Genomic DNA, 22784 nt, shown 5'->3' on the forward strand with positions numbered 1-22784 from the left:
ACATTTTGCCGACTTGATCTTGAAAGCGCGTTAATCGTCAAGCGTTCTTTCCCCCAGCCATTTGACCATGGCCGGATCACGGTGGTCAAAGAAAAGGCTTGCCTTGGTATCCAGGGTTTTGATGGCTTCCATCTCCTCCGCACTCAACTCAAAATCGAGGCTGTTGAAGTTTTCTTCCATCCGCTGCTTGCGAACGGATTTGGGAATGGCCACCACATTTCGTTGGGTTAGCCAGCGCAGGATGACCTGCGCGATGGATTTATCGTACTTGGCACCGATTGAACCCAGTAGCTCGTTATGGAAGATGTCGTTTTTGCCTTCTGCGAAGGGCCCCCAAGATTCGATCTGTACGCCATTTTCAACCAGAAATTGCTGCGTCTCGACTTGCTGGTGAAACGGATGGGTCTCGATCTGGTTAACCGCCGGAACAATCTCATTGTGAACGATCAGGTCGATGAGCCGGTCGGGATGAAAATTGCTCACACCGATGGCTCGCACCCTACCTTCTTTATATAACTCCTGCATGGCTCGCCACGCCCCGTACACATCCCCCATCGGCTGGTGAATCAGGTAAAGATCCAGGTAATCCAGTTGCAACTTTTTCATTGACATCTCGAAAGCCTTTTTAGTGCCTTTGTAGCCGTCAGTCTGAATCCAGAGCTTAGTGGTGATAAATAACTCCTCACGAGGCACACCACTTTTTTGAATGGCCTGCCCCACCGCTTCTTCATTGCCGTAAGAGGCTGCCGTATCGATCAGCCGATAGCCGGTAGCAATGGCATCCAGTACGCTTCGTTCACATTCCGCCGGATCAGGCACCTGAAACACCCCAAATCCGAGGAGGGGCATTTGAACGCCGTTGTTTAAAATAACTTGTTGCATAAGTAATTAACGTTGACAGGACAAAGGTCCCCCTATTTCTTCGCCCAAATGGTATACAGATTACGGGAGTTACTACCAATATTCCTGATTTGGATCTATCCAACTGGCAGAGTAGTAGGAAAGCGGTATTTTTGAATAGATAAACCAAGCGCACTATGGATACGCTGCGACGATTTGAGACCATCAGCGATTACAACGCCTTCAATAACAATGAAACCCTACATCCCCTGGTTAGTGTAGTGGATTTGTCCAAGGCGGCTCCCCGCCAGGGTTCCCGTATGTATTTTGGCTTTTACACCGTCTTCTTAAAAGAGGTAAAATGCGGGGATTTAGTGTATGGCCGGCATACGTATGATTACCAGGAAGGAACGCTGGTTTTTCTGGCACCGGGCCAGGTAGCGGGCATGAATAGCAATGGCGAAACCTATCAGCCCAAAGGCTACGCACTGGTCTTTCACCCCGATTTGATTCATGGTACGGCCCTGGGGCGGCATATTCAGGACTATACGTTCTTCGGATACCAATCCTTCGAGGCCCTGCACCTATCAAGCCGCGAACGGGACATTGTGCTGGATTGCTTTGCCAAGATTCAATACGAGCTGGAACACGCCATTGACAAGCATAGCAAACGGTTGATTGTATCCAACATCGAACTATTTCTGAACTACTGCACCCGGTTTTACGACCGCCAGTTTATCACCCGTAATCATGTACATGAGGGGGTTTTGGAGCGGTTTGAGCAGTTGCTCAACGAGTACTTTCAGTCGGACAAACCGCAGCTGATCGGGTTACCTTCGGTAGCCTATTGTGCCGGGGAGTTAAACCTGTCAGCCAATTACTTTGGCGATCTGGTCAAAAAAGAAACTGGCAAAACAGCGCAGGAATACATTCAGGCGAAAGTCATCGATGTGGCGAAAGAACGAATCTTCGATCAAAGCAAATCCGTTAGCCAAATCGCCTATGAGTTAGGATTTAAGTATCCCCAGCACTTCAATCGCTTATTTAAACAACGCGTTGGCGAATCGCCTAATGAGTACCGGATGCTGCATAACAATTAATCACCTGTAGTTTTCCGGTAAATAGTACTTGTTGCCTAAGCCAATCATCTATGATGAAAAGAATGATTTCACCCGCTAAGTACGCTGGTCGATTTCGGCTGATTTGGGGCTGACATGAATGGGTCCTGCTAAGCAAAAAAGTGCTTAGCAGGACCCATTCATATTTTAGGTAACGGAGAACTTGGCCCCTATCGTCTATCAATCCGATATAACCTACCGCCGTCGGTAATGGCGTACAAAGCTCCATCCGACCCCTGCGTTATATCCCGAAAACGCTGACCCTCACCCACGAGCAGTCGTTCTTCACCGACAACGCGGTTATTTTCGATCACCAGCCGAACAATGTGCATGCCACTCAATGCACCGATAAAGAGGTTATTTCGCCATTCGGGAATTCGATCACTGCTATAGAAGGTCATGCCACTGGGTGATACAACCGGGTCCCAGTAATAAACGGGTTGCTCGAGCCCTTCCCCTTGTTGAATCCCTTCTCCTACCCGGCTTCCACTGTATTCAAGACCATACGTGATAGTTGGCCAGCCGTAGTTGGCTCCGGGTTGAATGCGATTGAGTTCATCTCCCCCTCGTGGGCCATGTTCGCTTTGCCACACCTCTCCCGTCACTGGATGAATGGCCAGCCCCTGCGGGTTTCGGTGTCCATAGGTATACAATTCAGGGCGAGCGCCCGCCTGGGTGGCGAGGGGATTGTCAGCAACGGGCAAACCCTCATTGGTAATGCGAACAATTTTACCCAGCCCGGAACTAAGCGATTGCGCCTGAAACCGGATCGCGTTATCGGCCCTCTCCCCCGTGCTAATCAAGAGGTATCCCGCCGGATCGATAACAAGGCGACCGCCATAATGCGCCGTGCCCCGGTAAGCCGGTAAAGCGCGGTGGATGACCCTTACGGCTTCGAACCGGGTTTCATCCGGCGACAGTTGTCCTTTGGCCACCGCCGTTAGATTGCCTTCCGAAGTGGATTCCGAAAATACCCAGTAAATGGTTCGGTTGGTCGCAAATGCCGGATCAACGCGCACGCCCAACAGCCCGCCCTGGCCCGCTGGATTAACGGTCAGAATACCGGAGATGGGTTCTCCCAGTTGCCCCGTTGTGGTGGCAATGCGCATAGTACCGGCTTTTTCCGTGATCAGCAGTCGGCCATCTGGCATATTGGTGATGCCCCAGGGACTTCTGAGTGCTGTCGTCAGGACGCGGCTCTCATAGTCGGTGGTGGTGCGGACCCCAGCCGTTCGGGTTTGTCCCGCAAAAGCAGGGCTATAATTGGTATTGGGTGGACTGGCTTCGACGGGGGACGTACCGGTGGTCGGTGTACCACTACCGGGAGGCGTTGTACCGGTAGTGGGAGACGTTGGCGTATCCATTACATTCGATTTACAGGAAGCCAGTGACAGCACCGTGCTGGCGATACTAATCAGCAGTTGATTTTTCATAGCCCGTGTATGGTTAGCGTCTATTAATTGGTATTACGCTGAAGTAGCGTCTCAAGCTAGTATGGCTGCATACGTTCCGTTAATTGGTCTTGGCTGGCTGAGCGGCTTTCTCCATCACATCCAACCTGGCTTTTCGTCCATCGGAGGTATTAGCCGCCGATCCATCTTGTTTAAACTCGAAGACCTCATTCTTTTTTGGGTCAAAAACGGGCCAGATCGGGAGTCCCTGGCCATTAGGATCGCCGGTCTTGGCAAAGTTTACCCAGTAAGTGTTTATGATCTTAGCCACCTCTTTGTCTTTCGGGGTGGCCGTGAAACCATTTCGGTCGACAAGGTTGTCGAACACGTACGGAATTTCCGATGCGTGCGCTGCCCCAAACCGCATCCTTTCCTGCATGGAAGGGGAAACATAGGAAAAAAGATATAGGTAGGCGGGAGCACCTTTGGCGACAAAGGCTTTGGCCGTAAAACGGGCTGGCTCGGCCCATACTTTATCGGTGTTAATCAGGGTGAGCGTTTTGGCAAAATCCGTGTTTCCATCCAGATCATAGGCTGCCTTTAGCTTGTCCTTCACTCTTTCGTACTGGGCAAGCAATTCGTCCTTCGAGCGGGCATTGACAAAACCCGCCGGCACTTCGGCACTGTTGGATCCAATAATTAACGGAATCCGCGGTGCCTTTCCATTGGTATAAGCTCTCTCGGCCGTCTCTACCACCAATTTTCCATCGAGAATTGGGCCCGGATACGTTGGGAGACCTCCGGGTCCCGCCGTTTCCTGCCCGTCATCCACAATTTCAGCGGCACTCAGCGCCCGCAGTTTGGCCAGTGCAGCGACATCAGTCCCCTCGATGGCATAGCGCCGGGCGAAGTTGACGCCGATGGTTTGAGCCGAAACGGGATAGTTTGCATCCGTATTGTCTTTGCTCATCGGTCGCCCGGTAAGCACACCATCCCGACCGCCACCGGATTCGATAATCGCTTTATGGAAGAGCCCTTTTGCTGCGGGGATGGTCAGCAGCGATTGAACCGAGACACCACCCGCCGATTCCCCAAACAAGGTTACGTTGCTCGCATCGCCCCCAAACTGAGCAATGTTTTGCTGAATCCATTGCAGGGCAGCGATCTGATCTAAGTAGGCATAGTTACCCTTAGGCTCAGCCGGATTCTCCTGAGTCAGGGCGGGGAAGGCGAAAAAACCCAGACGTCCCAACCGGTAGTTAATGGACACGAGTAGAACGCCTTGTTTTGCAAACGCAGCTCCTGAAAAATCGGGACCACCCCCACTACCGAACACGAAGGCCCCACCGTGAATCCAAACCATCACCGGAAGTTTTGATCCCACGCTGGCACTAGCCGGTCGCCATACATTCAGAAATAGGCAATCCTCAGACGAGTTTTTTGACATGCCGGAGCCGCGAGGAAAGCCCGCCTGCGGGCAATCCGCACAAAATTTCGTGGCGTCGCGTTCGCCGGTCCAGGCGGCCACCGGTTGGGGTGGCCGCCAACGATTGGCCCCAACCGGTGGCGCAGCATACGGAATACCTCTGAAGATGGAGACATCTCCTTCCGTTACCCCGCGCACGACACCGGAAGCGGTACGAACTACAGGTGCTGTTGGCTGTGCCTGCAAAGCGTGGGTGATCAGGAAGGCAATTCCCAGAATTATTTTTTTCACGGTGCTCCAGTTTAGATGAGTTCGTTGTTGTAGGCAAACACAATTCACGCCGATAAGCCCTTAATAAGCCATACCTGTTTAGACTTAAACGGCCGATTATGCTCCTTAACAAAGGTCCCGTGTATTGGTGTATTGAAGGGTATACAGATTACGGGAGTTACTACCATTATTACTGATCGCGTCGGGCAATTCACACTGTTTACTCTTAAAATCTTCTTACATCTGGAGTACAGCTACGCTACATTAATTAACGCTATTTGTTTATAACTGATCGAATTTTTGAACGGTCATGTTGACCCTTTACAGGGTGTGAATGGGGAGGGAAAAATTGTTGGATCAGAAAGCCATGCTTTTGTGACAAATTTAGTTGAGAAGGTAATAATAAGAAGCAAATTGGCTGGCTCAACCTACTTTAAAGCGCATTGTGTTTACTGGGCGGATAACCATAGTGTTCCTGGAACAGCTTGCTGAAGTAGGATTGCGAGTTATAACCCAACGCTTGGGCAACCTGAGCCACGTTCAACTTGCCTTCCTGTAGTAAAACCACGGCCTGGCTCATTCGCACACTATGAATAAAACTCGTGGTATTCATGTTGGTTAAAGCCGTCAGTTTACGGTGGAGTTGCGCCCGGCTCATGCCAGCCTGCTGGCTCAACCAGTCGACATCTACCTGCTCGTCGGTTAGATGGGCCAGAATCTGGGTTCGTAGCCGGGCCAAGAAACGCTCTTCTTTCTCCAGCCGCGGATTGGGCGATTGTTCCGCCTGACCCGTCTTCTTTTCCGACGTGAGCTGCCGTTGCCAGTTCTGACGGGTACGCAGCGAGTTGCCAATACGCAGGATGAGTTCTTCTACGCTAAAGGGTTTGCTCAGGTAGTCGTCGGCCCCAGCGCCGAGTCCTTTCAGTCGGCTATCATAGGAAGACCGGGCTGTCAGCAGTACGATCGGAATGTGGCTCGTTCGCTCGTCCGCTTTTAACCGCTCAACCAGTTCGTAGCCGTCTAACTCGGGCATCATCACATCACTCACAATCAGGTCAGGCACTTCTGCCAGGGCTTGCTCCAAACCCTGCCGACCGTTATCAGCCGTGATCACCCGGTAATGAGCCATGAGCGATTCTTTCAAAAACAGGCGTAGTTCGGGGTTGTCTTCTACAACCAGCACTAAGGGCCAGCTTGCTTCCTGGGGAAAAGCCTGGTCGGGGATTGCTTTCAGCACCGGAGGAGTGGCGGGTAATGAAGTCTGCTGAAAGAACCCGTTTGGCTCATCCACGGTTGCCTGGTCAGCCTCTGTGGCTGGGATGAGCGGTAGCGTTAGGGTGAACACGCTACCCCGACCCACCGAACTCTCCACCTCAATGGTGCCCCCCAGCCACTGGGTCAGTTCTTTCACGAGCGCCAGCCCAATGCCCGTGCCCGAGTAAGCACGGGTGGAGGAGCTGTCGACCTGGTAGAAACGGTCAAATAAGCGCGCCAAATGCTCGGCTGGAATACCCATTCCCGTATCCGCTACCCGAAGCCACAGTACGTGCTGGTCGGTCATCCAACAGTCAATCCGAACGACTCCTTCGGCGGAGGTAAACTTAAGGGCATTCGAGAGCAGGTTATACGTAATCTTGCCGAGACTATCAGCATCAAAGCGGTAAAGTGACGAGTTCTCCGATTGTGTTATCCAATCGAGGTTAATTTGTCGATGTTGCGCCAGCCCCCTAAACTGGTCGACCACCTGCCCCACAAAGGCTACCGGGTCACCAACCTGCTCGCGGTGGTCGAGTTTTCCAGCATCAAGTTTGGCCATATCGAGCGTTTGATTAATCAACCGCATCAACTGGTGGGCATTATTCCGGATCGACTGGAGGCGATTCTGGTCCGATTCCGCCAGGCGAGAGGGGTTTATGTGCTCAGCAGCATTGAGAATAAGGGTCAAAGGGGTGCGCAGTTCGTGGGTGATGTTGGTAAAGAAACGGCTTTTTAATTCATCGAGCTCACGCAGCGTAGCGGCTTCGAACTCCCGGCGGGAGAGTTCCCGTCGAAGTTTTTGCCGTCTCCTCCCACCTTGCAGGAGTGTTCCGCTCACCAGCCCCACCACCGCCAGCACCAATACCCAGAACCAGCCGGTTTTCCAGAACAACGGCCGGACGATAATAGTCATCGTTGACACATGCCTGGCCCAGCCCGATGGTTTTGTATATGCATTGAGTACCAGCGTATAGCGGCCAGCCGACAGTTGATAGGCCACCTGGTTAACCGCGTCCTCGACAACGTTCCAGTTTTGATCATGGCCTTCCAGCCGTATCCGGAAGGCATGTGCCAAGGATTGGATAAAGGGCGAAACCCGCAAGCTGATTAAATCCCCGTCCTGCACCGTCAAGGTAGGGTGACCCAGCGAATCCCGGACCAGATAATGGTTCGTACTTGCTTCTTCCAGCCGGTCCTGATTGACGACTACATCGATGAGATTTAACGATGGAATCGCGTGAATCCGCGTTAGATCGTAGGCCAGTAGGGTTTGACCAGCCGTTACCCAGAGCCGATGATCCCGTCCGGGATACAGGAAATAAACCCGGTGGCGAAGGTCACTGAATTCCAGTTGCTGTAACTGGCCCTGTCGCGTGTAGCGAAAGCAGCTGGTATGATTTTTAAAATAGGTATTGCCCTGCCCGTCGTCGAAGAAATCGCGTACTGTCTGGTCGGCATGAAACCGGGAGGGCGTCAATACCAGTCGATCGATGTGGCCGCTAGCCGGGTGAATTACATCAACTTCGCTGGGCAATCCGACCAGGATGCTCCCATCCGCCCGGGCATGAATGCCAATCGCACGCAGCTCTTTCGAAACGGGTCCGGGCGGACCCAGCCCCTCCCGGTAACGCTTCAGTCGCCGGGTAGGAGGATCATAAGCATACACGGCCAGGTTGGTGGTGAACCAGATGGTTCCCTGGCGGTCCTGGGTTATCCAGCGAACTCCCTCACCTTCCTGGCTGAAAACTTGCTCGACGGCGTAAGTGCGCGGATTGAAGTGCAGCAGGCCCGTTCCCCGTTGACCGATCCAAAGGGTCGAATCGGCGGCAGCAAATAGGTAGTTACTGCTGCGGACGGCCAGAAACTCCCGAACGACCCGGGTGGTGTCGGGGATCCGAATGATTTTATCCTGCTGGGGGTCGATATAGGACAGCCCATTACCCCGACCGAGTTTGCACCAGATGCGACCATCGGGTGAGGGAACAACGTGAAAGTAATCATCCCCCTGCTTAAAGACCGGATCATGAAAAACTTTAAAATACCGCCCGTCGAAGCGCACCACCCCATCGTTGGTGGCAAACCAGAGGTTTCCACGGTGATCCTGCGTAGCTCCAAATGTATTGAAATTGATGTTTGCCGGCGGGGTATACTGCTCAAGTCGGGCTGGCATGATTTGCTGGGCCCGAAGCGATGCGCCACTCAACAGAGCAAACAGCAGACAATTCCGAAGGACAGAGCATATAGATGACATAGGTTCATAATGGAAAGGCCATATTTCACCATAATACCTTAAAATGCAACAATACTACCAACAATGCAACAATAGTGATAGACTTTACCCTCCGCTGTTCTTCACCTTTGTGTGCGAAAGGCGACCGCCATGACAAGCGGTCGCCGACTTACTTATCCTACTTAAACGTATGCAAACTTCGTTACCATCTCCAGTTGCTTTGCTCTTCAGCCGAATCGCGTTATCAATCCGCCGATCCCTCTGGCGGCCGTGGCTCGTCCAGGCTAGTTTACTTTATCTGATTAGTTTCGTGATATCTTGTACGGATCACCGGGAGCCGAATCCTGATGAGCCGAATCAACTCCGCGTCCAGGCGGCTGTGGACAGCGTCCGCCGGGTCCTGGAAGATAGTCTGGGTAATGGGGTGCCTTCCCTCAGCGTGCTGATCCAGACCCCCAACCACACCTATTTCGCGTCGTCGGTACTCGCTGGCAAGTCCCCCATCACCCCGCAGACGTACTTCCGCTTTGCCAGCAACACCAAGAACTTTACGGCCACGGCTATTCTGAATATGCACGAAGATGGCTGGCTGGATTATAAAGCCCACATCACGGATCTGATACCGGGTACTAATCAGCCCTATGTCCCGGCAACGGCGGATTGGAACTTTCCGAACAAGGGGCAGATCACCATTGAGCACCTTTTGCAGCACAGTGCGGGCGTGTATGATTCCGACAATGACACTATACCCGGTCTGAATGGGGAAACCTATACGAATTATAGACAATCCCGGGACTCGACCCATCAGTTTACCACCGAAGAACTGATAAAACCGCTCATTAATCATCAGCTCAAGTACCCCTTCCCTCCGGGGGCAGGCTATCACTACAGCAATACCGGATATGCCATCCTGAGCCGGATCATTGAGCGCGTCTATTCGGCCAAAAGCGGTAGTGCGAAGACCTACGCCGACTATCTCCACAACTACATAACCGGTCCGGCCAGCCGGGTGCCCATCGCTGTTTCGTTTCCCTACCGGGCGGATGACCAGGCACTACCTCAGCCAAATGTCACCAGTCTGATCCGGCAGTCGCCTTTGTGGGGGGTAGGCTTTGGCCCGGTTAATATGAGCGCCCACGTGGCAGAAGGCAACGGGTATGGCACCATGGCCGCCTTGAATACCTACATCCGCTCGCTGATGCGGGGGGAGAACGTGCTCAGCCCCCAATCGGTGCAATTGATGCAAACCAACACCTCGCCAGCCAACCCCGACTACGGATTAGGGTCTGACCGGTTCACCAACTTAGGCTATGGTCATAACGGGGCCATTGCGGGCTACCTGTCGTTGATGGCCTATGACCCAGCCACGGACGTATCGATCGTGGCGATGCTGCCACTCTGGGACTTTTCCAGGGGTGAAGCTTCCTTCTTAACCTGTTTCCGGCACATGTACTATGCTGGCTATGCGGCCAAAGGCGCACTGGGCTATCCGATTAAGTAAGTAGGCTATCGCTTTTTCGACCAAATGGTGCGTTTTATCTGACTTCGTAATGAGAGCACACTGATTTCCTTAATGGCCACATACGAGGTCAGCGTGCAGGCTAATATCCGCCAATCAACAAAAAATAGTGTCTGAAAGAGGCTACGGAGCAGTGGCTAACGCGTGTATGTAAGCCATTGACGCCCTCTTGGGCCAGCGATGCAGCATCAACTTTATCAAAGATTCAACCCCAAACTTTATGTTGTTACAAACGGGTATAACCAATCGCCGACAATTTCTGGAGCGCACGGCCCTGGGTGCGGGCAGTGTGCTTTTTTTACCAGAACTGCTAGTAAGCTGCACCGACCACCGTATCCCTGATCCCGGCGATCCCCCCATCGTTACGCCGGTGGGGGATTATAGTATTGATTGGAATGACAAATCCAAAACATTGATCGTAGCCTCACTTAAGGCTATACCTGAGGTGGGTGAACTCCTATCAGTTTTGTTTGAACTCTTTTGGCCCAGTCCCCAGGAAGACGTGTGGGCTGAGGTGAGAGATCAGGTGGAAACCTTAATAGATAAGAAAATTAGTGAATCTGTCTATCAGCAGGTGAAAGACGATCTGCAGGGCCTAAATAACTCGACGATTCTTTACCTGCATGAACTCAAAAACGGAAATGTAGGGAGTATTCAAGAGCAATGGATTGTAACCAGAAATTCGTTTGCCCAAGCACTGCCTCATTTTCAATCCGAGGGGTATGAGTTGCCGCTGTTGGGCTTGTTTGCCCAGTTTGCCAACCTGCACCTGGCGCTATTACGCGATGGGGTAGCCTTTGGGGAAAGCTGGGGTAGGAGCCAAGCCGACCAGCAACAGGATCTTCTCGATCTCCAGACGACGATAACTAATTATCAATACTACGCTTATCACTGGGCCTACGGAGAAGGCCTTGTAGATGCACTTGTTAAGGGTGGAAACAATGGTGGAAGTAATGCTTGCGAACCTGCCACAACGGTTGACCGCTATCTTCGGGAGATAAGCTTAACTGTACTTGACTATAGGGACATGTGGCCGTATTATGATGTGAGTCTTTACCGTAATGGACCAAGAATACCGATAAAACGCGCCGTCTACTCGGGCAAGATTGGCTATTGCGTGGGATACGATTTTTTAGCTAAATACGGTTATCCAACAAGTCCCAGTTTTTACCCGGACTTCAACCTGTGGCCAACCCAGGGTCCTACTCAGATAACCATATGGGGCGGGGAATTCATTGATGGAATGCAGGTAACGTATCCGCAAGGTGGCGGACCCTACAGTAATACGCAGACGCCCCGGATGGGACTGGATGGTTGGACCGGAGGTAGTACGCAGCCGCCCCGTGGTGGCGTATTTCCTATATCGCCCGCCAACCCCATCGTCGAGGCCCGACTTAGTTTCAACAAGTACCCGCCCAACTACGACGATAATCTTGGCGTATCGGCGATTCAGTTTGTCTACAAGGACGGGGCCACTACCCCCTGGACCGGCACTCGGGGTAGTTCAGATATTATTGATGTAAAAGCGCCTTTCGGTCAGTTTATATCGAGTATATACTTCACCGGCCATCTGGTGGTGTTTGGCTTCCAGTATATAAACTTCGAGGCACCTATCACCACGGAAGCAATCCGTGCCGTTTATAGGACAAGCCCTAAAGAGCGAACAGAGAATGAATTTGTCCAGGCCTTCCCGTCTCTTGGCCTTACGTCGGCGTTGATCACCGACGATTTGAAAATGGCTCGCCAGGCTTACTGGGCCTCCATCAAGGCACGAGCGGAAGCCCTTAAATAAGGGTGGCTGCTTTTCTGGAATGGGCTTGTGGTGTAACCGCACACCGCCTTGTGGCGGCCCAAGTAAGGGACTTACTAACCGGAGAACGGCAATCCGGTAACGCACAACTCGAGCTGTAGCCACGGAGCCATCGCGGAATAGCACTCGGTGATGGCCTATAATCCGGCATACGTACTACGCCGGGTACGCGGCCAAAGGCGTCTTGGCTACCCTGTAGCGGTATGGACCACGGCTGGTCTGGCTGCCTATTGCGTTTTATTCAATTAACCTGTACTACCGGCCAAGACAGATGGTCTTCGCCGTATTGACTCTCATACTGGTATGTCAACATTTATTTTCCAGCTAAGTGCTAAGCGAATGCTCAGGCAGGTGATCGTTACCTCTTTATTCGTGCTTCAATGGCTATTTTGCCTGTGTCTGATGGGTCTGCAGCCTAGTTGGGGGCATACTGGACCGATTGGTTTTGCTAGCGAAATTCGTAAAGACCGATACGGCGTCTACCGGGGAGATGAGGGCGGGTTTGGTAGCTTTGGTGATGGCTCCTGTCCGACAATCGTCATCACCCAACAGCCGATCAGTAGAACCGCCTGCTCGGGCAACGGGATCAAATACAGTGTGCAGGTAGATGGAACGAACTTAACCTACGACTGGGAGTTTATAGACCCTGGTATGACTAACTGGCTGCCGCTGAGTAGGTATCCCAGCTTTTATCCGGGATATAATACGGCTACGCTGACCACCAATGGGGAGGAAGCCGATGGCCGCCAGTATCGAGTGCAAATTAACAACGGGTCCTGCTCGGCCACTTCTCAACCCGCCACCTTCACCAAGCTGGCTTCCCCGATCATCACCCAACAGCCGGCCGACCACATCGCCTGTTCAAGCATAGGACTTGACTATAGGGTACAGGTCAAGCAGGAAGAGAACTTGAGCTACGACTGGGAATATAAAGACAGTAATAGCAGTGACTGGTACTCCCTGAGCGCCAACCCCAACGCGTATCAGGGCTACGACACTGGCGTCTTGATTACCAACGGGGATGAACCCAGTGGCCGCCAGTACCGGGTGAAAGTTAACAACGGGTATTGCCCCATCTACTCCAATCCGGTCACTTTCACGAAACTGAGAGAAATAGTCATCACTCGACAGCCGATCAGCCATACCGTCTGCTCGGGTAATGGGCATGGGCTTACATACAGCGTGCAGGCCGACGGAGATGACTTAGCCTACGAGTGGGAATTTAAAGACCCTACTATGACGGACTGGGTATCGTTTAGTGATTTTGCTAATACTTATCCGGATTATACTACCGCTACGCTGACCGCCAACGGGGTGGAGACCCCCGGCCGCAAATACCGGGTGAAGATCATCAACGACTGTGGTACCATCTACTCCGACTCGGCCACCTTTACGGTTCCCACTTCGGTAATTACCCAACAGCCGACCAGCCGAACCGCCTGCTTGGCTAGCAACAATGGACTTAAGTACACGGTGGTGGTCGAGAGCACTGGCCAAGTGATCTATGACTGGGAATTTAAAGACCCTAATACGACGGACTGGGTGTCGTTGGGTGGTAGTTATGCCCAACTATATCCGGGTTATGACACTCCTACCCTAACAACCAATGGCAATGAAGCCAACGGCCGCCAGTACCGTGTAAAAATTATGAATAGTTGTGGCACTCCGCTTTATTCCCAATCGGCTACCTTCACCCTAGCGACAACTCCTCCGGTGATTACCCAACAGCCCATCAGCCGAACCGCCTGCTCGGCTAACAACAATGGACTTAAGTACACAGTGGTGGTTGAGAGTACTGACCAAGTGATCTATGACTGGGAATTTAAAGACCCTGACATAGATAAATGGAAGCCGTTGAGTGATTTTGCCGAGTTTTATCCGGGCTACAACACGGCTACGCTAACTACTAATGGTATTGAAACCCCCGGCCGCCAGTACCGAGTGAAAATTAATAACGGTTGTGCCTATTCTGAATCTGCTACGTTCACGCTCGCACCGACGCCCAGCATCACCCAACAGCCCGTCAGCCGGACCGCCTGCTCAGGCAAGAACCTCCAGTATGAGGTGAAAGCGGAGGGAACTGACTTAACCTATGATTGGGAATATAATGATGGCGGTGGATGGGCTTCCCTGAGTTTCGATAGTAGTGTATATCCAGGTTACAACTCGGCCACCCTAACCACCAACGGTGATGAACCGACTGGTCGTCAGTACCGGGTGAAAGTTACGAACGGTTCCTGCACGGTGTATTCTCAACCCGCTACCTACACTCAGATCCAGTGCACGCCAACGCTGACAAACTTCTCGGCCGCTCCTAAGTCGGTAGCAATGGGCCAGTCCATTGAGTTCTCGGCTACAGTGGGTAGCGTGACCGGGCCTTACAACTATACGCTCACCAACGGCGCAGGAAGCACTCAGACGGGTACGGCCAGCGGTCCGAGCTTCAGCCAGCGCCTGACCGCGCAGGGAACCGGTATACAGACCTATACGCTCACCATTGGAAATTCCCTCTACGCCGTCACCGGTACGGTATCGGTCACGGTTGCGTCCTTTGCTATCACCGGTTTGAAGGCCCGGGCGAACCACGTAAAATCAGGCCAGTCAGTCGAGTTCACGGCCACCCTGACGGGGCTGGTCGACGCCGACATCTACAGCTACACCCTGACCAATGGTCAGGAAGAGACGCCCCTGACGGGAGACTACCACGGCCCAGACTACCGCGAGAGCGTGACGGCTCAGGGTAGCGGCTCCCAGACGTATACCCTGACGGTGACGACTCAAAAGGGAACCGCCACGGCCGCCGTATCCGTCACGGTTATCGGGGAAGATGTTGGTTCGGAGCGCTTCGCTATTTCAGGAGTGAGGGCTGAGAGCTGTGAAACCCTCAGCGGGAATCAACGGCAGGTGCGTTTTACGCCCCAGTACGTGGGGATCAACGGCGAGCCCATTAGCTTCTCGGTGGTCAATGAGCTAGGGCCCACTACCCAACCCGGTCCGTACACGCTGCACTTATACACCGATAACCCCACCATCACCCTGGTGGCCCAGCAGGGAAGCCGGAACGAGGTACGCTTTGTCTATAAGTGGCTGGCCGCTTGCACCAATGGTAGCGTTCAAGCCCAGCCGCCCACCACCAGTGGCATCCCCAGTCAGACGCTGGGGGTCGGTCAGTCCTACCAATTGGGACTAACCGACTACATCACCGACCCCGATGGTCAGATGCCCCGGTTTGCGGCCCAGAGCCTGCCTCAGGGGTTGAGCCTGTTAGAGAGTGTCATCAGTGGCATACCGTCAGTAACGGGCACCTACCCGGTGAGTGTGACGGCGACAGATCCAGGCGGTCTCTCAATCATCGTTACCTTCCAGTTGACAATTACTCCCACTATGAGCACATCCCCGGACTTTAGCATTGGCGGTGTCAGCCCGGTAAGCTGTGCGCTGGTGGATTCGGTTAAGCAGGGCTATCAGGTCCGCTTCATGCCCCAGTACGGGGGGCTGAACGGTCAGCCGATTAGCTTCTCGGTGGTCAATGAGCTAGGGCCCACTACCCAACCCGGTCCGTACACGCTGCGACTGTACGCCGACAATCCCAGCATCACCCTGGTCGCTCAGCAGGGTAACTACCAAACGCAATACACTTACAATTGGACGGACGATTGTCAAGCTACCAGCAGCGGAGCCCGTAAGGCATTGGTTGAAGAGATTGGCGCAGGTCTGCAGGTTAAACTACTAGGCAACCCGATTACCAACCATCAGATTTGGGTGGAAGTGAAAGGAGTGGAAGGACAGTCAGTAGATCTGACGCTTTCAGATCTCAACGGGCGACATTTGACCAGCGAACGCATTGAGCGAGCGGGTCAGGTTGAACAACACAATCTAGAAGTAAGTCCTGACTGGGGCGGTGTATTACTGTTGCGTGTCCGTGTTGTCTCGCCCACCAGGACTCAGCAGCAAACCGTCAAGGTCATTCAGGGATGTATTACACTGAAATAACCTTATAACAATTACAGTGAATTAATCCCCCTTGTTGAACCGATTTGTTGCTACTGGATAAGACCTTTGTTGGCTTAGAGAAATTGGTGGTTTAGAAAGCTATGAATTGGTGATCGGAGCTCCATTTTCTTCTTCCCTTCCCCTTAAAAACGTTAGCCCGGTGAAGCTCACCGGGCTGTTAAAAATCCCTCTCGTCAGGTTGATCAGATCAGGGAATCTTCAAGAGTTTCCGACGTTGAACATTAGCGCCTTCTCCTACCTGCAAAAAGTATACCCCTGGCGCTAAGTCCGGACTCGGCTGGATGGCTTGTTCGGGCTGCACCGTGGATAATTCCAGCACCTTGTGGCTTGAGACATCATACAGCAATAGAGGCCCTTTGACCGGGCTTTTGAGCCGAAACGACCCCTGGAACGGATTGGGATATACCCGCACCTCTTCGGCATCGACTTCGGTGCTCAGTCTTGCCCCTGGCGATTGATTGACGACCCGAAAGTTCAGGGTTAAGGGCGTACCGGTGAGCCCGTTGCACCTGTGCTCCGCCATCACCGCCATAGCCCCGCTGGCCATTGCCGGCCACTGTGCGAATGATGCCCTGGGGGGTTACTTTACGAATCCTTTGATTACCCAAATCGGAGATATACAGGTTGCCGCAAGCAGTCACCACTGAAGAAGACCCGACTAGGTTTCATTTTAACGGCTTTAGATTAATCAGTTAACGGCTGCTCACCGGCTTACTCTACGGGCGTTAGTCGTTTGGCTACCAGAATGGACTCATAGTCTATCCCAGGCTGGTAAGCATCCCAAGTTTGATCGGACTGAATTCCATAAAAGAGGTAATGACTGTTTTTGGCCGGTAGCTGAGTGGTTAAAAAACGGTGATACAACCGCCGATGTTTCGCCGATGCCCCCTTAATCCAGACCCACTGATCCGGGTGCTCGTTAAAGAAGCAGACCATCGATTCAATGACTGTGCTCATCACCCGGTAAACATCCCCGTTATTGGTGGGCGGAAGGGTTAAATCCGACTCGCCATTGGCCAGCCGGTCAGTTAAACCCAGTTGATGTATTTGCTCATGCACCGGAGAAAACTCAATCAGTTTCGGGATGCGTCCTTTGGGCCCAGCGCTGGTGAAGTCAAACTTTTTGCGATCACCGGAAATCGTATAAGAATACGGCTCAAGCATAGCAGGATATGGATGGATTACCAATGGGTTACAAAAGGATCAGCTTAGTCAACCTAAAACGGCTGGTTGACTAAGCTGGAAGAACTGCCACTCATCAACGGATTATGGAAATAACAGCGCTGATGATGGACTGCTTTTCCCGTTCAGCTCTTTCTTTATTAACATCATTAAGATTAGGAACGCGAAGCGATTTCATACGTGTAAAATAAGGTTGAAAGACAATGCCTACTCTGTTGGCGGTTTTCGGCTTACCCGACAGCAGCACGGGTTCAACCTAGGTTTGGCTCGTGCTGTACTGTGTTGCAAAGGTGGCCGATCCTGTCCCCAGCGTGTTAGCTCTAATTGGCCATTTTACTTGTCCAAAATGGCCAAATTGCGCACAAATCATCTTATTTTGCCCATAATTATAATTAAATATTTGTTTTATATAACTTTTCCAACTACGAACCAGAATTTAAATACGAACTGACTCACCCAGTCCGTGTCGTATGGAGCGACAGGGAATGTAACCATTTGTTTTCTTACGCCGATAGTCGTATGTTTATGTGTCTGACATTCTTTCCTAAGCCTTTGTGAAAACCGGCCTTTGGCTTTTTTTTCTGATCGTTGTCCTGACCGGCAGGCTGCTGGCCCAGCCCTTTACCAGCCGCTCGCTGAGTATTCAACACGGCTTACCCGAATATTACGTTTCCGGATTAATTCAGGACAAGGCTGGCTTTATTTGGGTTGCCACCCGCGATGGGCTGGCCCGCTACGACGGACGGCAGTTCAAGGTGTTCCGGCATCAGCCCTTCGGCAGCCGCTCGCTGGCCAGCAATGTCATCTTATCCATGCAATCCATTTCGGATACGACGGTGCTACTGCATCTGGAGAGCGGAGATCTGCAACTATTTAACCCCATCACCGAACAGTTTACCGACTTAGTATCGGCCAAACAGCTCGCCCAGAGGCAGATCAAACTGGCCGGAGCCACCCGCACCGGCAATGAACAGCAGGTCTGGGGAAGGCGCGAAACCCAGCTTTTCCGGTTTGACCGGGCAACCCGGCAATTCAAGCTCTATACGCTTCCGTCATTTCCCAATCCGGGCAACCATTTTCTGGGTAATTCGCTTCTGCTGACGGCTCAGAAACGGATATATATGCCCGCTCCGGGCCATTTGCTTGAGTTCGACACCCAAACCGGCGCGTTTCGCTCCTGGGACCACCCGCTGGTGGGCCTTCCCGGTCAGACGGCCAACTATTATAACACGCTGCTTTTCCAGCGGTCCAACGGCGAGATTCTTATCAGTGCGGCACAGCAACTGCTGGTTTTCAATCCGAATACCCACCGCTTTCGCTCCATTCCCATTTCCAGCCCGGTTCATACCCAGGCTGGACTCATCTACGAAGCCCCGGATGGCAACGTGTATTTCACCCACGGCCTGACGGTCTATCGGTTGTCCCTCGATAACCAGATCACGTCGGTCTGGACGGGGTCCCGTCCGGATTATCAGAACTATTTCCACGCCCTGCTGGTCGACCGCTCCGGTGTGCTGTGGATCGGCACCAACGGGGACGGTATCCAGCAGATTGACCTGAGGGCGTTACCCTTCAAAACGTACCCGTACCGGCTCAATTTTGTAAACGATCTCTTGTCGCTCGAGCAGGGCATCGATATGCCCAACTGGTCCCAATCGAATATACACATTTACCGGCTACGGCTGGGCGGGACAGCCCCTTATATTTCCGTCGGGTTCGATGGTGATTCGTACCAGTTACTCCGCAGTGATCCCAAAAACCGCCGGTTACAACGCCTGCTGGCCGTACCTCGAACAACGCCAATCCCCGGGGTTGAAGGGGGGAATGGAATCCGGGTGTTACCCAATGGCATCATTTGGTTGTACGACCCGTATCAGGGCCTGTATAAAGCCGATTCGACGGGGCGGTTGCTTGATACGTTTGCCTGTCCGGTGAACTGGGTCAGTACGATTTATCCGATGGGCGACTGGGTCTGGCTGGCCTCCGAAACCGATGGCCTTTATGCGTATGATACGAAAAAACGGCGCCTGGTGCGGCACCTACGTTACCAGCCGACGGATTCGACTTCCCTTATTTCCAATCATATTCTGTGCCTGGCAGCCGACCCGACCCACCCGGCCCGGCTCTGGGTGGGGACGCAGGAGGGCTTGGGCCGCCTGGATACCCGGACGATGCGCTTTCAAAACTGGACCCAAAAGCAGGGCTTACCCAGTACCACCATCCAGACCTTGCTGACCGACCGGCAGGGTAATTTATGGTTTAGTACCGTAAAAGGCATTAGCCGGCTGGACCCCCGCACGGGTCAGATGCGGCATTTCACCACCGCGGATGGGCTGCTGGATATTGAGTACCGCCACAACCACGCGGTTCAACTACCCGATGGTCGGCTGGCTTTCGGAGGAGGTACGGGCATAACGCTATTTGACCCGCTGGCTCTTAAGGAGATGAAGTCACCCATCCCCACCGTTTTGACGGGTCTGCGCATCGCCAACGTTCTCGTTGAACCGGGTCAGGAAGGCTCCCCCCTATCGCTGCCGGTCAACGCGACGACCACGCTACGGTTGAAGCCCACAGAGAACTTTTTAAGCCTGGAGTTTGCAGGTTTGCAGTACAACAAACCCAGCAGCCTGCGCTACCGCTACCAACTGGTGGGCATCGACCCCGACTGGGTGCAGTCCGGTAATCAAACCATCGCCAACTACACCCAACTGCCTCCGGGCGAGTACGAATTCCGGGTCCATGCCGCCGATGCGGGTGGTCATTGGAGCCCGCTGATCAAAACGATCGGAATTATCATTGATCCGCCCTGGTGGCAAACCGGGTGGGCCTACGCCTTGTACGGGCTGTTGCTGGCGGGGCTGATCAGGGCCTACATTCAATACCGGATCAACCGGGCGCATCTTCAGCAGGAAATACTGCTCAAGGAGCAGGAGGCCCGCCTGATCAAACAGAACGCCGACTGGCAGACGCGCTTCTTCACCAACATCACCCACGAGTTCCGAACGCCCTTAACGCTGATCCTGGGTCCGCTGGAGCGGCTGATGGAACCGGCCCCGCTGCCCTCACGGGCCAGTTTGCAGCAGCAGTTGGGTGTCATGCACCGCAATGCCCGCCGGCTCTTGCGGTTGATCAATCAACTCCTGGACCTGGCCAAGCTCGAAGCCGGGCAAATGGGTAGGGTCGAATCCCGGGGCAACCTGGTCAGCTTCTTTGGGGAAGTGGTGGATTCGTTTCGCCTGCGGGCCGAGCGAAAAGGAATTGAGCTAACCTACGAAGCGACCGGCCCTGCTGCCGAAGCGCTGTTTGATGCCCATAAACTGGAAACCATCGGGTACAACCTGCTGGCCAATGCACTGAAATTTACCCCTGAAGGTGGCCACATCCGGGTGCTTCTGCAGGAAACGGAGTGGGCAGACAACCCCGGGTTTCGTTTGCAGGTCATCGACTCGGGCGTGGGGATTCCGCCCGAGCAACTCACCCGAATCTTTGACCGGTTCTTTCAGGGCCGTGACCCCGAGGTGAGCCTGGGCGGAGGAACGGGCATCGGCCTGTTTCTGGTAGCGGAATTCACCCGGTTGCTGGGCGGTCAGGTAACTGTAAATAGCCAGGTCGGCGAGGGAACCATGTTCACGGTTACCCTACCGCTGAAGGACCCTACCGGTGTGTTAGCCGCGTTGGAAACGCGGCCCGACCCGCCCGGTCTCAACGTTGCCGCTCCCGTAGCGGATAGTGCCCAACTGACCGCCGTTTCTGCCGAAGCACCGCTGGTGCTGGTGGTGGAAGACAACGACGAACTGCGCGAGTTCATCGCGCAGGAACTGGCGGGCACCTACCGGGTTCTGACGGCGGCCAATGGACAGGAAGGCTGGCAGGTGTGTTTGCGGGAGCTGCCCGAGCTGGTCATCTCCGACGTGATGATGCCTCTCATGGATGGCTTTACGTTGGTCGAACACATCAAAACCACACCCCTGACGGCCCACATCGCCGTGATGCTGCTAACGGCCAAAACCCTGACCGATGCCCGCATCAAAGGCCTTACGGCAGGCGCTAATGACTACCTGACCAAGCCATTTAATGTGCAGGAACTGCACCTACGGATTGGCAACCTGCTGCGCCATCAGCACCAGTTGCGGCAGCATTGGCAGCAGCAGATTGGGCAGTTGGGGGGTGTTCAGGTACCCGTGCCGGTCGCCGGGCTTTCCGCCGACGACCCTTTTCTGCTCAAACTCTATGAGGTGCTGGACGGGCAACTGACCAATTCGGCCTTCAGCGTCGAACAACTGGCCGACGAACTGGCCGTCAGCCCGCGGACGCTTCACCGCAAACTGAGCACGCTGACGGGAAGCAATGCCAATGAGCTAATGCGATCCTACCGGCTACGAAAGGCGGCTGTTTTTTTGCAGCAAGGCTGTTCGGTCACAGAAGCGGCCGAGCGGGCGGGCTTCGAAGGACTTTCCTATTTCTCCAAATCGTTTAAGGCGCAATTTGCCGTTTCTCCCTCGGCCTATCTGCAGATGCAGAAAAAGAATGGATGAAGTGATCGGGTTTCCGGCCAGGCCGGGACTGATCCTTGCTCCCTCTCTTTTTCATCCTCTTCCGCGCCCTCAAGGGCTGGCTTTGCCTCAGCCTGGCCGTGGAGAAGGCGCATAGGCAATCAAATGGGCATTTTTGTGATAATTGACGCCAAATTGGCCAATTTGGTCAAGTCAATTGGCCGATTTGTGCTAACCCTTCGGATGCCCCGGCTCCTACTTTTGCCTCATCAAACCAACACCGCCGAACTACAGTAACCAGTCCTGTAAGCTACGAGCGGGATCGGTTAAAAACAGAGCAACCGTTCGTTTTTAACTGCCCTAACTAAAAACCCCTTTACGGAATCATTATCCTTCATAACTCTACTATGCTGTCTTCCCGAATCATTACCCAGGCCGATGAACAGGTTCTTTTTAGCTGTATTTCCTATCGACTCAGTTTCGGAACAGCAGCTGAACTGGACTATTTGCATCATTCGTCCATCCGGGTCTTTTATCACCCCGACGCTTCGGACACGTTCCTGGCGGGTTATACCATTAACAGTCAGGGACCCTTTCGGTATCTATCGGTCCTGGAAAGCATGGGTCTGGCGGAGACAACACTGGCCAAAACGGATATTTCGCCCACGAATGTGGCCGAAATTGGTTGCCTCTGGATGGAAAAATCCGGCCTGAATGCTTCGGACTGTATCCAGATTTACACCATGGCGCTGGCCGACCTGCTACAGACGGGCAAGAACTGGTTGATGGCCGGTAGTCTGATTCACAAATACCAGGTGATGCTGGAATGGTTTTTTACGACCACTTTGTTCAGTGGCCCGGTGCAGGTTCGCACCCAGACGGATGAGGCAAAGATCTACGCCATCGAGCGAAGCGAGGTGCTAGGGCGGTTTCTCAAATCCATGGTTCGCCTGCTGATCCGCTCCCGGAAAAGAAGAAAGCGCTGACGGACGGAGCCTTTTCGATGGCGGTTAAGATTTGGTTCATCAGGTATCCTCCATCCAGCACCCTGTTCATTATCCGTTCTTTTTGCGGTTTAGCAACCCGGTCCGCTACAAGGCAAGCAGTTCATTCAGCAAAAACCGACTTGATGGAGAGAGTGGCTCTCCATCAAACGCAGTATCTAATCACTAACATCTGATTTTTCAAATGCATCTTACTATGAAAAAGTACACGCTCCTTCTGGCTTTGATAA

12 protein-coding genes are annotated in these 22784 nt (G+C 53.2%); 6 read left to right on the forward strand and 6 right to left on the reverse strand.

Annotated features, from left to right (window positions below; genetic code table 11):
• Window positions 1-30: 30 nt before the first annotated feature.
• Window positions 31-882, reverse strand: coding sequence for an aldo/keto reductase (locus LX87_RS22355; protein WP_111630531.1), 852 nt, complete (start codon window positions 880-882; stop codon window positions 31-33).
• A 155-nt stretch (window positions 883-1037) separates the two neighbouring features.
• On the opposite strand from LX87_RS22355, the gene LX87_RS22360 reads away from it, so the two are divergent.
• Complete coding sequence (locus LX87_RS22360; RefSeq protein ID WP_111630532.1) at window positions 1038-1940, forward strand: helix-turn-helix domain-containing protein; 903 nt, start codon at window positions 1038-1040, stop codon at window positions 1938-1940.
• Window positions 1941-2128: 188 nt separating this feature from the next.
• Here the strand turns inward: LX87_RS22360 and LX87_RS22365 are convergent, their stop codons facing one another.
• From LX87_RS22365 to LX87_RS22375, 3 genes are all read right to left on the reverse strand, one after another.
• Window positions 2129-3391, reverse strand: coding sequence for a PQQ-dependent sugar dehydrogenase (locus LX87_RS22365; RefSeq protein WP_111630533.1), 1263 nt, complete (start codon window positions 3389-3391; stop codon window positions 2129-2131).
• A gap of 79 nt (window positions 3392-3470) precedes the next feature.
• A complete protein-coding gene (locus LX87_RS22370) occupies window positions 3471-5066 on the reverse strand; it encodes a carboxylesterase/lipase family protein (RefSeq protein ID WP_111630534.1) in 1596 nt (531 codons plus the stop codon).
• Window positions 5067-5478: 412 nt separating this feature from the next.
• Window positions 5479-8553, reverse strand: a complete 3075-nt coding sequence (locus tag LX87_RS22375; RefSeq protein ID WP_111630535.1) for an ATP-binding protein — start codon at window positions 8551-8553, stop codon at window positions 5479-5481.
• Window positions 8554-8842: 289 nt separating this feature from the next.
• Between LX87_RS22375 and LX87_RS22380 the strand changes: the two genes are divergently transcribed.
• From LX87_RS22380 to LX87_RS22390, 3 genes are all read left to right on the forward strand, one after another.
• Window positions 8843-10033: a serine hydrolase domain-containing protein gene (locus LX87_RS22380; protein ID WP_229310776.1), complete on the forward strand. Its 1191-nt coding sequence runs from the start codon at window positions 8843-8845 to the stop codon at window positions 10031-10033.
• 238 nt (window positions 10034-10271) lie between these two features.
• Window positions 10272-11843 (forward strand): insecticidal delta-endotoxin domain-containing protein, encoded by a 1572-nt coding sequence (locus LX87_RS22385; RefSeq protein WP_111630537.1) that lies wholly within the window; start codon window positions 10272-10274, stop codon window positions 11841-11843.
• A gap of 321 nt (window positions 11844-12164) precedes the next feature.
• Window positions 12165-15854 carry a hypothetical protein gene (locus tag LX87_RS22390; protein WP_146624533.1) on the forward strand — a complete coding sequence of 1230 codons (3690 nt, stop codon included), beginning with the start codon at window positions 12165-12167 and terminating at the stop codon, window positions 15852-15854.
• 208 nt (window positions 15855-16062) lie between these two features.
• Here the strand turns inward: LX87_RS22390 and LX87_RS22395 are convergent, their stop codons facing one another.
• Both LX87_RS22395 and LX87_RS22400 read right to left on the reverse strand, forming a co-directional pair.
• Window positions 16063-16398 carry a T9SS type A sorting domain-containing protein gene (locus LX87_RS22395; protein ID WP_170139423.1) on the reverse strand — a complete coding sequence of 112 codons (336 nt, stop codon included), beginning with the start codon at window positions 16396-16398 and terminating at the stop codon, window positions 16063-16065.
• Window positions 16399-16586: 188 nt separating this feature from the next.
• A complete protein-coding gene (locus tag LX87_RS22400) occupies window positions 16587-17039 on the reverse strand; it encodes a DUF6934 family protein (RefSeq protein WP_111630540.1) in 453 nt (150 codons plus the stop codon).
• Window positions 17040-17611: 572 nt separating this feature from the next.
• Here LX87_RS22400 and LX87_RS22405 point away from each other — a divergent pair.
• Both LX87_RS22405 and LX87_RS22410 read left to right on the forward strand, forming a co-directional pair.
• Window positions 17612-21592 (forward strand): hybrid sensor histidine kinase/response regulator transcription factor, encoded by a 3981-nt coding sequence (locus LX87_RS22405; protein WP_111630541.1) that lies wholly within the window; start codon window positions 17612-17614, stop codon window positions 21590-21592.
• A 365-nt stretch (window positions 21593-21957) separates the two neighbouring features.
• Window positions 21958-22536 (forward strand): hypothetical protein, encoded by a 579-nt coding sequence (locus LX87_RS22410; protein WP_111630542.1) that lies wholly within the window; start codon window positions 21958-21960, stop codon window positions 22534-22536.
• Window positions 22537-22784: the final 248 nt, after the last annotated feature.

Origin of the sequence: Larkinella arboricola (assembly GCF_003259745.1) — a bacterium.
GTDB lineage: Bacteria > Bacteroidota > Bacteroidia > Cytophagales > Spirosomataceae > Larkinella > Larkinella arboricola.

Excerpts from the sequence above, each read along its gene's own strand:
- LX87_RS22400 (WP_111630540.1), bottom strand. The coding sequence starts at position 17,039 with ATGCTTGAGCCGTATTCTTATACGATTTCCGGTGATCGCAAAAAGTTT.
- LX87_RS22390 (WP_146624533.1), top strand. The coding sequence starts at position 12,165 with ATGTCAACATTTATTTTCCAGCTAAGTGCTAAGCGAATGCTCAGGCAG.
- LX87_RS22365 (WP_111630533.1), bottom strand. The coding sequence starts at position 3,391 with ATGAAAAATCAACTGCTGATTAGTATCGCCAGCACGGTGCTGTCACTG.
- LX87_RS22375 (WP_111630535.1), bottom strand. The coding sequence starts at position 8,553 with ATGTCATCTATATGCTCTGTCCTTCGGAATTGTCTGCTGTTTGCTCTG.
- LX87_RS22385 (WP_111630537.1), top strand. The coding sequence starts at position 10,272 with ATGTTGTTACAAACGGGTATAACCAATCGCCGACAATTTCTGGAGCGC.
- LX87_RS22395 (WP_170139423.1), bottom strand. The coding sequence starts at position 16,398 with ATGGCGGAGCACAGGTGCAACGGGCTCACCGGTACGCCCTTAACCCTG.
- LX87_RS22410 (WP_111630542.1), top strand. The coding sequence starts at position 21,958 with ATGCTGTCTTCCCGAATCATTACCCAGGCCGATGAACAGGTTCTTTTT.
- LX87_RS22355 (WP_111630531.1), bottom strand. The coding sequence starts at position 882 with ATGCAACAAGTTATTTTAAACAACGGCGTTCAAATGCCCCTCCTCGGA.
- LX87_RS22360 (WP_111630532.1), top strand. The coding sequence starts at position 1,038 with ATGGATACGCTGCGACGATTTGAGACCATCAGCGATTACAACGCCTTC.